This window comes from Mesorhizobium sp. M5C.F.Ca.ET.164.01.1.1 (assembly GCF_004792125.1).
GTDB classification, from domain to species: domain Bacteria; phylum Pseudomonadota; class Alphaproteobacteria; order Rhizobiales; family Rhizobiaceae; genus Mesorhizobium; species Mesorhizobium wenxiniae.
The window spans coordinates 480,399-493,990 of the sequence record NZ_SRTG01000002.1 but is presented as its reverse complement, the minus strand read 5'-3'; the positions used below and the strand labels follow the sequence as shown (position 1 = coordinate 493,990).

Genomic DNA, 13,592 nt, shown 5'->3' with positions numbered 1-13,592 from the left:
ATTGACCTGGGGGTCTGCGGCACATGTCATGTTACGGCGGGATCGAAAAATATAGCCGACCTTCTTGCAGGCACTGCCCTCGTCAGCAGCGCCTGCAGTTCCTGCGCTTGGCCGGGGACCGTCTTGCCCTGATGTGGCGCACAGGCGGCGCCGACGCGTGGACGGACGTTTGGCGATGAGCTCGAAGGACGATCCTTTCGGCCCAGCGGGCAAGACCGTCATTCGCGCACCGCGCCGCGCTGAAAAATCAGCGCCCGATCCCCAGGGGGCCGTTCCCGGCGGCGGGCACCCCGGTCCCTCGCCGGTCAAGGATTCAACGGTTTTCGATCCGGTCGCTCGGCATGCACCGCCGGGCTGGACATCCGGAACCGTGATTTATCAGGGCGCAGACCCCGGCGCAGCGGCAACCGGCTCCTTTGCGGCGGCGCCGGGCATTCAGCAGGACATCCTGCTGCAGGCCACGGACAGCGTCAGATATTCCGCAGCCAATCAGATCCTCGCCGCGGCCGCGCCTTTGCTGATGCTGTTTGGCCAGCTCAGGCTTATGGCTGTCGAAAGACAGGCGGAACAGCTGGCGGAACATGTTTCCGAGGCGATCGAAAAATTCGACCGGACAATCGAGAAAGCCGGTGTTCCCGAAGAAGATGCACGGATCGCAAAATTTGTTCTCTGCGAAACCGCTGACGACCTCATCGGCAACCTGCCTTGGCCCAAGCCAGACGCCTGGGCGCAGCACAGCATGCTGTCACAGTTCTTTCACGTCGTGCCCACCGGCTCGGGTTTCTACGCAGCGCTGAACAAGATACTGGCGGCGCCGGAGGCACACTACGATTTGCTGGAACTGATGCATGCCTGCCTGTCGCTGGGGTTCGAAGGCCAGTATCGAGGCCTTGCGCGCGAGGACAACAATCTCGAACGCGTTCGACGCGACGTCTACGAGACGCTTCGTTACTTCAGGGCGCGCGCCGACGACGACATCTCGCCGCACTGGCAGAGCCTGGCGCTGTCCAGCCCACAGTCGTCGGCCAGGTTGCCGCTCTGGGTGACTGCGGCGGCTGCGTCGGCGCTGCTGACGGCGGCATTCTTCGCATTGCGGGTCTTCGTCACCGACGAGGGCGATGCTCTTGCCGGCAGGCTGCTGGCACTCGATCCGTCGACGCCGATCGCCATCGAACGCGCCAGCGTGGCGCCGTCGGCTGCGCCGGTGAAAGTCGCTCCGCCTGTCGCCCCTACCCGCTCCCAGATCGATCGCATCCACGCGGCACTGGCCGAGACTATCGCGCGCGGCGGGCTGAGCGTCGGCACGCAGGGCAGGTTCATCATCGTGGAGATCAACAACATCCTGTTGTTCCCGTCCGGCAGGGCCGAGATAAAACCGGAGTTTGGACCAATCGCCGCGGACATCGCCGCCGCGCTGGAACCGGAGCCTGGACCGATCATGATCGTCGGCCACACAGACAATGTGAGGCCGCAGAAATCGAGCCCGTTCAAATCCAACTTCGACCTTTCCATCGCCCGGGCGAAGGCCGTCGCAGCTGTCATGGCGCCACGGTTCAGCAAGCCTTCCCGGATCACCGTCGACGGCAGGGGTGAAGACGAACCGATCGCCGACAATGCGACGCCGGAAGGCCGCGCCCAGAATCGCCGTGTCGACTTGATGATCCCCAAGGAGGAAACGCTGTGAGCACGGCCATCTGGAAGCGCCCATGACGCGTTGGCTGCTGCGGATATTCAGCGCGATCGCGTTGGCCGGTTTCGCGGCGGCCGTCTGGTTTGCCGGACCATTGATCCGCTTTGCCGACACGCGTCCGCTGGCACCCGTCTGGCTGCGCGTGACGATCATCGGCGTGATCGTTGCGATCGCGACGCTGTTTTATGGCGTGCGTTTCTGGCAAAAGCGAAAGGCGCAAAAGGCGCTCGAGACGATAGTCGCCCGCAATGACGACAGGGATGACGACTCGCAGGTGCTCGAGGCTCGGATGAATGAAGCCATCGCTGCGCTCAAGCGGTCGAGCGGCAAGCGCAATTTCCTCTACGAAGTTCCCTGGTACGTCGTCATCGGCCCGCCCGGTGCCGGCAAGACAACGGCGTTGGTCAATTCGGGTCTGAACTTTCCGCTTGCCGGTTCGGGACACGCCCAGCCGGTGGCCGGCGTTGGCGGCACACGATCCTGCGACTGGTGGTTCACCGATCAGGCGGTGCTGATCGACACCGCCGGACGCTACACCACGCAGGATTCCAATGCGCAGAGCGACAAGAAGAGCTGGCTCGCCTTCTTGTCGCTGCTCAAGCGATACCGCCCCCGGCAACCGATCAACGGGGTTATACTGGCCATCAGCCTTGCCGATCTCATCAGCCTCGATGATCGGCAGCTTGACGTCCATGTCGTCGAAATACGCAGCCGTCTGCGCGAAATTCACGAAACACTGAAAATCCAGTTCCCGGTGTACCTGCTCTTCACCAAGGCCGACCTTGTCTCCGGTTTCATGGATTATTTTGGCGGCTTCGACGAGCAGCGCCGCCGCAAAGTGTGGGGCGCGACATTCCAGACCGCCGATCGCAGCAAGAACATGGCCGGTGAGGCACCGGCCGAATTCGACGCATTGGCAAAGCGCCTGGCGGAGGAGATCGCCGACCGCCTGCAGGAAGAGGCCGATCCGGTCGCGCGCATAGCCATCTTTGGCTTTCCAGCCCAGTTTGGCGCGCTGAAAGGCCGTATTGCCGATTTCGTCGCCAGCCTGTTCGATCCGGCCCGCAGCCAGGTGAATGTCAGCCTGCGTGGACTGTATTTTTCGTCAGGCACGCAGGAGGGCACGCCGATCGACCAGGTGCTGGGCGCAATCGGCCGCAGTTTCGGCAGCGCTTCTCGCGCCCATCTTTCCGGCACCGGCAAGAGCTTCTTCCTGCATGATCTTCTGACCGGCGTCATTTTCGCGGAATCCGGCTGGGTTTCATACGACAAATCGGCTGAAAGGCGCGCAGCGATCGTCAGGTATGGCGGCCTTGGCGCAATAGCATTGATGGCTGCCGCGGCTCTGGGCACCTTGGCCCTGAGCTTTACGGCCAACAGGTCGCTGATCGCTTCCACCACGCAGGCTGCAAGCCAGTATCGCGAGACGGCGGACCCGCTCCTCAAAAGCACGACCGTCGCCGACGTCGACCTTGAAAACGTCATCGGCCCGCTCGACCAGTTGCGCGAACTGCCGGCCGGGTTCGACACCAGTGACCTGCCGACCCCGATCCAGGAGACGTTCGGTCTCAGTCAGCGGGAAAGACTTCTTTCGGCATCAAAAGCAGCCTACCGGCAAGCGCTGGAGCGCATGTTCCGCTCGCGCCTGCTGCTTCAGGCCGAACGGACGATCCAGGCCAGGATGGCTGATCCCACCTCGCTCTACGAACCGCTGAAGATCTACATGATGCTTGGCGGCAAGGCGCCCAAGGTCGACGACGAGTTGATCGTGTCCTGGATGAGGCGGGACTGGGAGCAGAACCGGTATCCGGGTGAAAACAACCGCGAGGGACGGGCGCAACTCGAAAAGCATCTGCGGGCCATGCTTGCGCTGGACGATGCCTATGACCCGGTTTTCGAACTCAACCAGCCACTTGTCGAAGCCGCTCAACGCTCGCTCGGACGCATGAGCCTTGCCGATCGTGCCTCTGCCCTGGTGAAGTCGGCGGTCTACGCCGCAGCGCTGGATGATTTTTCCGTGTCCGTCAAAGGCGGCCCGGAAGCGCAGCTGTTGTTCGAGCGTGTCGATGGCGGCGATCTGTCAGGTCTTCGCGTTCCGGGTATCTACACCTATAGCGGCTTCAACGACTTCTATCTCGGACAACTCTCGCGCATTGCGCAGATGCTTGTCGATGACCAGTGGGTTCTCGGCGGCGGCGCCGAGCAAGGCGGCATCGACCAGGAGTTGCCAAAACTCGGTCCCGAACTTGTCGAGCGCTATGGCAGGGAGTTCGCCGCGGCGTGGAACGGCGTTCTCGAAAAGCTGAAGTTCAAGGCAATGCTGGAGGACAAGCCGGACTATATCGCGCTCTCCGCCGCCGCGTCACCAAGCTCGCCAATCGACCAGCTTTTTACCGCGATCGCCGACGAAACAGCGCTGACGCGAGACGCTGGTCCCAGCGAAGAGTCCGGCTCCGGGGCCGAAGCCGGCATGCTTCAAACCGAGCCGCAAAACGCTGCAGATATCGCCAGCGGATTGGCCCGCATCGGCATTCAAATCGCCAGCGGCAAATCGCAAAGCCGGGCCGGCACGGGGTCCGCTCGCGGGCAAAACCAGAACCCCGGGGCGAACATCGAAGCGCAATTCAGATCATTTCAGGCCTTGGTGAACGGTCCCACTGGGCGCCGCCCAATCGATGCACTGACCCAGAATTTCCGCGACATCCATCAAAGCCTGCAATTGGCGGCCGATGTCCCTTCGCAAACGGAACGCGCCAACATGAATCTGCAGCTGCAGATATCCACCCTTCGCGCCAATGTCTCGCGTCTGCCCAAGCAACTCGCCCGAATGGTTACTGCGACCGCCGACGAGCTTGATGGCAATGTCGCAGAAACCTCGCTGACGAATTTGAACCAGATGCTCGACCAGACGGTCACGCGCGCCTGCGAGGCTATGGTCGAGGGCCGTTATCCCTTCGCCAGCGATGGCCCGGAGGATATTGCGATGGCGGATTTCGCAAAACTGTTCGCTCCAGGCGGACTGATGGACCGGTTCTTCGCACAGAATCTCGCATCGCTGATCGACATGACCGGCCAGGACTGGAACTGGAAGCAGGATGCGCGTTTCGGGCGCGACCTGTCGAAGTCGACCTTGAAAAACTTCCAGTTGGCGGCGGAAATCCGCAACGCCTTCTTTCCTTCAGGTGGTTCGGTGCCGTCGGTCAGTGTCACCTTTACGCCGTTTTCACTGCATGGCGATGCCGAGACGGCGGTACTCGACGTCGATGGCCAGATCGTCCAAAGCAACCAGGCCGGCAACGCGCCAAGCACGGTGACCTGGCCGAGCGGCATGGCTTCCGCGTCGGCGAGCCTGAGCCTCATTCCCCAAATGCCGGGCCGTGAATCCGCGATCAAGTTCGACGGTCCGTGGGCACTGAAGCGCCTGCTGGACAAGGCTGACATCACCAGCACCGGCGGCAACACGCAAGCCCGCTTCGTGATCGGCGGACGCGATGTCGCCTATACGGTCCAGGCCAGTTCGGACCAAATCCCTCTCTTCCTTCCTGCGCTTTCCGGGTTCAGCTGTCCAAAGGCGTTTTGAGATGACCTTTGAATTTTCCAATAGGGTGCGGCTGTCCATCGGCAACAGCTGGGCGGACGTTGATTTCGATACTCTAACGTTCGAGCCTGTGGCAAACTGGCGCGAGCGAGCGCCTGACGGTGCGCCGCAGAGGACGCTTGAGAAGCGCTTGGTGGCAAAGTGAACGATGTCGCCCTCCCCTTTGAAAGCTTCGGCGTCAGCCACAGAGGCTGTGTCCGCGAGCTCAACGAAGACAGCTATCTGGTCGAGCCGGACACCGGCCTGTGGGTGGTGGCCGATGGAATGGGTGGACATGATGCCGGGGAAGTCGCATCGGCCAGCATCGTCGATCATCTGGCAACGATTGGTATTGCAAGCTCCGCACCGGATCTTCGCGCGCGCTTCGAGGACCGGCTGAGCCGGGCCAACGCCGAAATACGCAGGATATCGCAATCCCGCGGCGTGACCATTGGCTCCACTGTCGCCGCCCTGCTGGCTATGGACGGGCGGTTTGCCTGCCTGTGGGCGGGCGACAGTCGCGTCTACCTGATCCGCAACGGCTCGATCTCCCAGATTTCGAGAGACCATACCGAAGTCCAGGAACTTCTCGACAAGGGCATGATCAGCGCAGCCGAGGCGCTCACCTGGCCGCGCCGCAACGTTATCACGCATGCGGTCGGCGTCAGCGACGAGATCGTGATCGATTTCCAGCAAGGCGAAATCACGCCGGGCGACATATTTGTGCTGAGCACCGACGGGCTGACAGCGCATGTCACAGACGCCGAGATCGAGGCGGCGGCGGTGTCGGCGACACCTCAGGCGGCATGCGAAAACCTGCTGCAAATGGTGCTGGCGCGCGGGGGAACGGACAATGTCACGATCGTGCTCGTCAAGATCGGAGACGGGGGCAATGGGGCCTATCCCGGTCCTTCCAGGGCGGAAGGTTGAGGCTGATGAGCGCCGACGACAAGACGCGGATATCGCCTGACGTGGCCACAACAGCCGTAGGCACGCAACTCAGCGGCATCTATGAACTGGACGAGCGGATCGGATTCGGTGGCATGGGCGAAGTCTACCGTGGCCACAACATCCAGACCGGCGACCACGTCGCGATCAAGATCGTATTGCCCGAGTTCGCCCGCGATCAGACGATCCTGTCGCTGTTCCGCAAGGAAGCATCGATCCTCAATCACCTGTCGCACGAAGCGGTCGTGCGATATCACGTCTTCACCATCGACCCAGGCATTGGTCGCCCCTACCTCGCCATGGAATTCGTCGACGGCCAATCGCTGTTCGATATTATGCGACGTGGCCCGATGCCGACGGAAGACGTGCGCAAGCTGTGCCATCGCCTGGCTTCCGGCTTGAGCGCCGTGCACCAGGCGGGAGCAATACACCGCGACCTCTCCCCGGACAACATCATCCTGCCGGGAGGCCGGGTCGATCGCGCAAAGATCATCGATTTTGGTATTGCGCGGTCGGCGACCGTCGGCGGCGAGACGCTGATCGGCGGAAAGTTCGCGGGAAAGTACGACTACGTTTCTCCCGAGCAACTCGGGCTGTACAGCGGCGAAGTCAGCGAGCAATCCGACATCTACAGCCTGGGCCTGGTGCTGGCCGCTGCTCTGCGTGGAAAACCGATCGACATGGGCGGCTCCCAGTACGAGATCGTGGAAAAACGCCGAAGCGTTCCGGACCTATCCGACATCGATGCCGATTTTCGTGGAATTGTTGAGGCCATGCTGCAGCCGGATCCACAGGAACGGCCGATCAGCATGGCGGATATCGCCAGGGCGACACGTGACGACACGGACGAGGAGACAAGGCCGCCAACGTCGACCACACCGCGCGATCGGACGCTGCGAACCGGGGGAACCGCCGCGCCTGGCCCCAAGCTTCCCGGTCCCAAGCTTGCCGGTCCTAATATGGCAAGTCAGCCTCCGGCGGCTGCCGGTGAGCAGCGCTTCGTTCCGCATGTCCGGCCGGCGCTTCTGTCCGAGTCAAGGCCTTCGCCAGTTGCCGGTCCTGCTCGCGCGGTCTTGCCAAAGCTCCCTGCAAAGTCGGCCAAGACCCGATCGATCGCGATCGCTGCCTTGGCGACATTGGCTGTCGCGTCGGGTGCAGGTGTTTATCTGGGCGGCCTGATGACGCCTTCCACGCCGACTGCCGGCGATACAGCGTTTTTGTCGCCAAAAGCATCAAAACCGGCCCCGACGGACAGCGCTGCAAGCTCGCCGGGCGACGAACCGGCAAAGTCAGTTCCACCTGAGCAGTCACGAACAGAAGCCACTGCACCGCCAGCCGAAAGTCAGGCAGGTGCCGAGGCGGATCAAAAGCTGGAGCCGGCACGGCCCGCCGAAGTCCTCTCACCATCCGAAGAAACCCCGGAGCGGGCGGCATCCGAGGAAGATTCGGAGCCGGCGGTATCCGCGGAAGACTCGGAGCCGGCGGTATCCGCGGAAAGCTCAGAGCCGGCGGCAGCCGAAGCGCAGCCGCCAGTTGAAAGTCAGGCAGGTGCAGCGGCGGATCAAAGCCTGGAGCCGACGCGGCCCGCCGAAGTCCTCTCGCCAACCGAGGACACCCCGGAGCCGGCGGCATCCGAGGACATTTCGGAGCCGGTGGCATCCGAGGATACCTCGGAGCCGGCGGCAGCCGAGGCGCCATCGCCAGCTGAAAATCGGGCAGATGCCGCGGCGGATCAAAAGTTGGAGCCGACACGGCCGGCCGAAGTCCTTTCGCCAACCGAGGAAACCCCGGAGCCGGTTCCGCCGCGCATCCAGGTCGCGCCGATGCCGGCGGCCGACAAGGCTTCGCCCCCAGCGGTCCAGCCCGAAATAATGGAGAGCCGGAAGCCCGATCAGCCGGCCAGCCAGCAGACACAACCCAAGGCGGCCGCGCGGGTGCCCGAACCCGCCGCAAGCCAGACGGATGATGGGGGCGCAAAACGGCAGCGGTACGAGCCGGCGCCAGGCAAACAGCCGGGCGAGGCCACTGTTGCCTTGAACGTGCCGAGACCGGATCTGCCGCCGAAAAATGCCCTCGACCACGCTGCGCAACGGGTCTCCTGGGTGCGCGACTTCAACGGCGGCGACTGTTTCTATGCGACGTTGACGTCGGCAACCGAGGCCGCCGTTGCGATCGAAGGATTGGGCACGGAGGTCCAGCCGTTCGAACGAATGTTGTCCGATTTCCAGGCAAGATTCCGTGTCGAACCGGACATCAGCGTCCGCCTCATTGAGCCGGCTCAATGCGAAGTCACCAACTTTCTGCGCTTTCTTGACCAGATGCCGGCTGACAAGCCGCAGCTTGTTCTCGATCGAACGACGGTGCCAAGCGGCTCGCCGATCGGCGGCAAGCTGGTGACGCATGGCGGCCTTATTTCCAGCGTGCTGCTGATCGACCACAGGGGCATGGCATTCAGCCTTGACGATCGTATCCTGGCGCAAGCGGACAAGGCCACTTTCAACATTCCGATCGATCTCGGCGCAGCCGACAAGGCGGCCGGCAAGGTCGTGCCGCAGATCATAATGGTGATCACGGGTCCACAGGATATTCAGGCTGCGGCGTTCTCCGCGCCGACACCAGCCGCGCTGCTGCTGCCCAGGATTCTCGATGAGATCGACGCCAACCGAGCTGAGTTCTCCGCAACGGCAAAGTACTTCCGGCTCGGCGGGTAGCATGAACGCCGATGGACCACCGCCGCTCGCGCATTTCCTTCCTGACAACTGTCCCGCCCAACAGTCAGCGTGACCAGCTTCGCGGCCTGCTTGGCCTGAGAGGCCGTATCAGACTTGCGGTCATGTTGGGCGCGACATTGCTGGCTCTCCTGTCGTCCCACGAAGCGCGCGCCGAATTCACCGTCTGCAATCAGACGCTCGACGTCGTCAATCTCGCTGTCGGCCAGAAGGTCGACAATGCGGACCAGACCGATGGCTGGTGGACCATCGGCGCAAATCAGTGCGTGAACGTCATCCGCGAGGAACTCACCAACCGCTACATTTACATCTATGCGACGGACGTCTTTGGCCATGCGACCCTGACCGGGTCGACCGAAATGTGCATCGACCGGCGGCGTTTTTCGATACGCGGAATCGATGAATGCTGGCAGCGCGGCCATATCGCCGCACGATTTCTCGAAGTCGATACGCTTGAACAGGTGCGGTGGACCTTTTTTCTGACCGGAAGCAATCCGTGACGCACAGTATCGACACAAGCTTCAGGTTGAAAAAGCAGGCGCGCGCCGCCCTGCGCAGACGCAGGCTCTGGCGCAGGCTGCTTGCCGGTCTTGCCGTGGCTGTCCTGTTGTCGATCGCTGCCGGCTTCTATCTCACCGCGGATTATTGGTCGTTTGGCGACGAGGATGAGGAGTTGCAGGCCGTCGAGGGAACCGACGATGTGCCAGCCGACGCATCCGTCTATGTGCCTGCCATCATCGATCTCGCAGGAGACCCGATGTGGATCACCCTTGCGCCCGACACCGGCGGCGCAACAAAAAGCCAAGTGATCCCGCGCCCGGCAGAACTCGAGCGGGCCGGAGTTTCTCCGCAGATCGAGATTCTGGCTGACGTGATGCTTAGCGCCAGCGAAAAGTTCATGACAACGATACCGTCCACACAAGAAGATTTCGCATTCTTCCAGGCACAGCGACAGACCGCGCCGGCGTCATCCAACGATCTGCAAGACGATGTTCAGCCACCGCCCGTTCTAAACGAGGCTCCGGTTGCTTCGGACCCGCAGGTGGACGGCGATGATGCCGAAGCAGGTTGGGGCGAAACAATCGATTCAGGCGAGGCAGCCCTTCCCACGTTCCGGAAAACGCAGATCGAAAACAACACAAGCGTCGCAAACGTCACCAGCGAGTATCAACGATACAAGGCTACCGAGGACACATTCGTAAAGATTCTCAACCACCGCAGCTTGGACAGCGTTGCCCTGGATGCGCATTTCTCCGCCGAGGATGCCAAACTGGCAGGCGAAGCCCTGAAGACGCTTTTCAATCGGGAAAGCCTTGAGCCAGGTTATGTCGTCGCCATGCGCGGTTTCAGGCCGACGCGCGAGACGACAACCATGTCCCTCATGCAGGTTTCAATCTACGCCAAGAATGTATTTGTCGGTACGCTGACGCGCAATGCCGCTGGTGTGTTTGTGTCTGGTGTGGATCCCTGGGTCCGCGAAGATCTGTTCAACTACTCGGGCGCACAGGCACAAGGCACGCACAAAAGGCAATACCGGCTGCTCGATGCAATCTACTCAACAGCAGCACGCAACAAAGTCCCGACCGGCGTGATCGGAGAAGCGATCATGTATCTCTCGCGAGGACAGGATCTGGATGCGTTTGCCAGCGAAGAGCAACGTCTGGTCCTGATCTATTCGCAAAGGCCGCGTGGCAAGGAAGAGACGGCCGGGCGCGTGTTATATGTGGGTGTCCAGGGTGCCGAAAAAAGCCTCGACTGTTTCGTGTTCCAGCAGACCGACGGCCAGTTTGCATGCGTTAGCGGCGACGATCAGGTTCGCTCGCTGACGGTCACAAACGGCATGGTCACCCCGGTCAACGGGGTCATGACGTCCACCTTCGGCCCACGCAAGCACCCGATCCTCGGGACTGTTCGCATCCACAAGGGCGTGGATTGGGCGGCGCCTCTGGGTACGCCGATTGCAGCCGCCTTCGACGGCGAAGTCGTTTTTCAAGGCGACGGAGGGGGTTACGGCAACCTGGTGAAGATTTCGCACGGAAACGGGCGCGAGACGCGCTATGCGCATATGCAGAAATTCGCGGTCAAAGGCGGTGTCGGCGCGAAGGTGAAGGCAGGCGATATCATTGGTTACATTGGCACTACCGGCCTTTCGACTGGGCCGCACCTGCATTTCGAACTCTATCGCGATGGCGAGGCGATCGATCCCCTGGGTACGGTTACCGCCATCGCAACGGATGATTCCGCTGTCGAAACGCTGACCGACCGTATCGTTCAAGTCGAAAGTGGCGGCAGCGCCCGCGCCAAGAACCCACTTTCTTCGGCGACCGGCGCCGGTCAGTTCATAACGAAGACCTGGATCAGGATGATGAACACCTACCGCCCCGAACTTGCGCGGACACTGTCAACCGCCGACCTGCTCGCTTTACGTTACGACGCCACCATCTCGCGCGAGATGGTCAGCAATCTGGCGCGCGAAGGCGAAGCCTATCTTCGGGCGCGCGGCCACCAGATCACAGCCGGCCGGCTTTATCTCTGTCATTTCCTGGGAATGGAAGGCGCCCATCAAGTGTTGTCATCGCCGGGTTCGGCGCAATTGAGCGCCGTGCTCGGGTCGGCCGTCATTCAAGCCAACCCGTTTCTCACCGGCAAGTCCGCCAGCTATGTCGTGAGCTGGGCCGAAAGGAAAATGGGCAGGAAGCTGAGCCCGACGACGACTGAGGTGGCTCAACAGACAACGACAACAACGCAAGTCCGGCAGACATCGCCGGAGTTCGAAAAATACAAGCAGGCGATCACGGCCCTCATAAGCCCGATGCAGAATACCCTTTGAACCAACCATAACCCGGAAATCGGAATCGGTTTTGCTGCGCTAACCTCCGGTTCGCGCGTGGAAAACGGCGCGCGGCTCTGGTCTCAGCCTAGCGCACCCGCTCCAGCTACTCAGTCCTTATCCGCATCTCCACCCGGCGGTTTACCGGATCGTATGGGTTGGGGTTGCGTGGGTTCGTTTCGCCCATGCCTGTCGCTTTGATGCGGGCAGGATCGATGCCGTTAGAGGTCAGGAAGGTTGTTACCGATCTGGCTCTTCGTTCCGACAGTCCCTCGTTGTAATCAGCCGAGCCGGTCGCATCTGTATGACCCTCAACAACGAAGTTCAGAGTGCTCAGTCGGCTGTCCTTCAGTGCCTTGGCGAACTCGTCCAGTTCAGCGCGCGCAGTCGCATCGAGTTCCGCAGAATCCAGGCCGAAGTTGATCAGCATGTCGAGGCTGGTTTTTTCGGCCGGCGCTGCTTTGTTCTTGCTGCTGCATTCCTCTTCGGTGCCGACGCAAATTCCACGCGACGGGCCGAACTCGCTCGCCGCGTCAAAAAACTTCACGATGTCTTCTGATTTCTGAAGCGGATCAGCAAAAGCGTGGGTCGAAAAAAGCGTGACCGTAAACGCGAAGGCTAAACTGCCCAACTGCATGACGGTTACTCCTGTCTTGAGCATCCGATTTCATCGACTGCGGACAATACCAAATTCCGAAGCGAATGTCTGTCAATAAACGTCAGGCATACGAGGAGTGGGCGGCAGTTGCATCTTGCTGAGGACTGGAGACTTGACCCGCACCCTGTCCAGGCTTCAGTGTCGATTGTTCCCCAGCAAAAGCGTGGCGGCCATGGCCAATGAGCTTCGATTCAAAACGGCACGGGATCTTTTCATGGCCTGCCCCGCTGTTTTCAGGGACATGGTGGCACTCCCGACCGAACAGCCTTCAATCGAATTTTGCCGCGCCCTCCTTGCCGGGCGGGTGCCCGAGGAGGCGATTACGTTCTGTGCCTATCTGCTTCCCGAGCGGGCTGCGGTGTGGTGGGCCCATGAGTGCCTGAGCCACCTCACCGTTCTGCTCGATCGCAGGGATCAGGAATTGCTCGCGCTTGTTCGTGACTGGGTCAGCGAACCGGATAGCCCTCACCATCGCCCAGAAGTGAGCAAGGCTGCGGCAGGAATGCCGCCAACAACGCCTGCCGTCTGGATTGCCCTGGCTGCAGGATGGCATGGCAATGGTGCAGCTATGGAGACGTCAGCGGTATCGGCCTTGCAACCAGCCGCCCGCGCTGTGAGTGCGGGGGTTCTGGCCGGACTGGCACGCGTTGCGCTGGAGGACCGCTTTTCAGTTCTTTCCGCGTTTGTCGAAATGGGCATTCAGATGGCGGAGATCGAGGCGCTGCGCCAATCAGCGGATGCAAATTAGAGTGCAGTCTGGATCCTGATTGCTTGCCTTACTTGCAGCCGTCTTGGACCCATTTGGCAGCGCCACCCTGAAACGTGTCCCCAGCGGATGTTGCAGCCGCAGCACCGAGACGTCGTCGGTGGCGAAACTTCCTGTCCGCACAACCGAGCCCAGTTCCATGGCAGCCATCGTAGTGACTGTCCCATATTGCCTCGTCGAGCCCTTCCACCGGACTGAAGCGTGGCTTGCCTTTGAGCTCTTTCCGTCGATTGCGGGATCGCCGAAGTCTATAGATAGGTCGGGAAAAAAATAGGGTCGTCCGAAGCCAGGCAGTGGATCAACGGTATCCGTCATCCCTAGATCTTCGCGGTGCGGTCGAGAACGACATGGTGCGGCATCCTCCGATCCGCCCCGTGATGTTGCGCGAGCTTTC

Annotated in this window: 9 protein-coding genes; 8 read left to right on the top strand and 1 reads right to left on the bottom strand. The window is 61.4% G+C overall.

What is annotated here, in order from left to right; all coding sequences use genetic code 11:
- Positions 1–175: 175 nt before the first annotated feature.
- From tssL to EN807_RS19015, 7 genes are read left to right on the top strand one after another with little or no spacing between them, the layout of a single operon-like run.
- Entirely contained in the window at positions 176–1,684 is a 1,509-nt protein-coding gene (gene tssL, locus EN807_RS19040; protein WP_135936227.1) for a type VI secretion system protein TssL, long form, read from the top strand.
- Positions 1,685–1,706: 22 nt separating this feature from the next.
- Positions 1,707–5,270 carry a type VI secretion system membrane subunit TssM gene (gene tssM, locus EN807_RS19035; RefSeq protein ID WP_135936226.1) on the top strand — a complete coding sequence of 1,188 codons (3,564 nt, stop codon included), beginning with the start codon at positions 1,707–1,709 and terminating at the stop codon, positions 5,268–5,270.
- A gap of 1 nt (position 5,271) precedes the next feature.
- The gene (locus EN807_RS35595; RefSeq protein ID WP_163603061.1) at positions 5,272–5,433 is read left to right on the top strand and encodes a hypothetical protein; all 162 of its coding nucleotides are present in this window, start codon (positions 5,272–5,274) and stop codon (positions 5,431–5,433) included.
- Positions 5,430–6,197: a protein phosphatase 2C domain-containing protein gene (locus EN807_RS19030; protein ID WP_127210204.1), complete on the top strand. Its 768-nt coding sequence runs from the start codon at positions 5,430–5,432 to the stop codon at positions 6,195–6,197. The genes EN807_RS35595 and EN807_RS19030 overlap by 4 nt, the downstream gene beginning before the upstream one ends.
- 5 nt (positions 6,198–6,202) lie before the next feature.
- On the top strand, positions 6,203–8,926 hold the full coding sequence (locus EN807_RS19025) for a serine/threonine-protein kinase (protein WP_135936225.1): 2,724 nt from the start codon (positions 6,203–6,205) through the stop codon (positions 8,924–8,926).
- Between the two features lie 11 nt (positions 8,927–8,937).
- Positions 8,938–9,444, top strand: a complete 507-nt coding sequence (locus tag EN807_RS19020) for a DUF1036 domain-containing protein (protein WP_206523448.1) — start codon at positions 8,938–8,940, stop codon at positions 9,442–9,444.
- Entirely contained in the window at positions 9,441–11,774 is a 2,334-nt protein-coding gene (locus tag EN807_RS19015) for a M23 family metallopeptidase (RefSeq protein ID WP_135936224.1), read from the top strand. Before EN807_RS19020 ends, EN807_RS19015 begins: the two co-directional genes overlap by 4 nt.
- Positions 11,775–11,880: 106 nt before the next feature.
- On the opposite strand, the gene EN807_RS19010 is transcribed toward EN807_RS19015, so the two are convergent.
- Entirely contained in the window at positions 11,881–12,411 is a 531-nt protein-coding gene (locus EN807_RS19010; RefSeq protein WP_135936223.1) for an OmpA family protein, read from the bottom strand.
- A gap of 133 nt (positions 12,412–12,544) precedes the next feature.
- On the opposite strand from EN807_RS19010, the gene EN807_RS19005 reads away from it, so the two are divergent.
- On the top strand, positions 12,545–13,180 hold the full coding sequence (locus tag EN807_RS19005; RefSeq protein WP_246684219.1) for a hypothetical protein: 636 nt from the start codon (positions 12,545–12,547) through the stop codon (positions 13,178–13,180).
- The last annotated feature ends 412 nt before the right edge of the window (positions 13,181–13,592 follow it).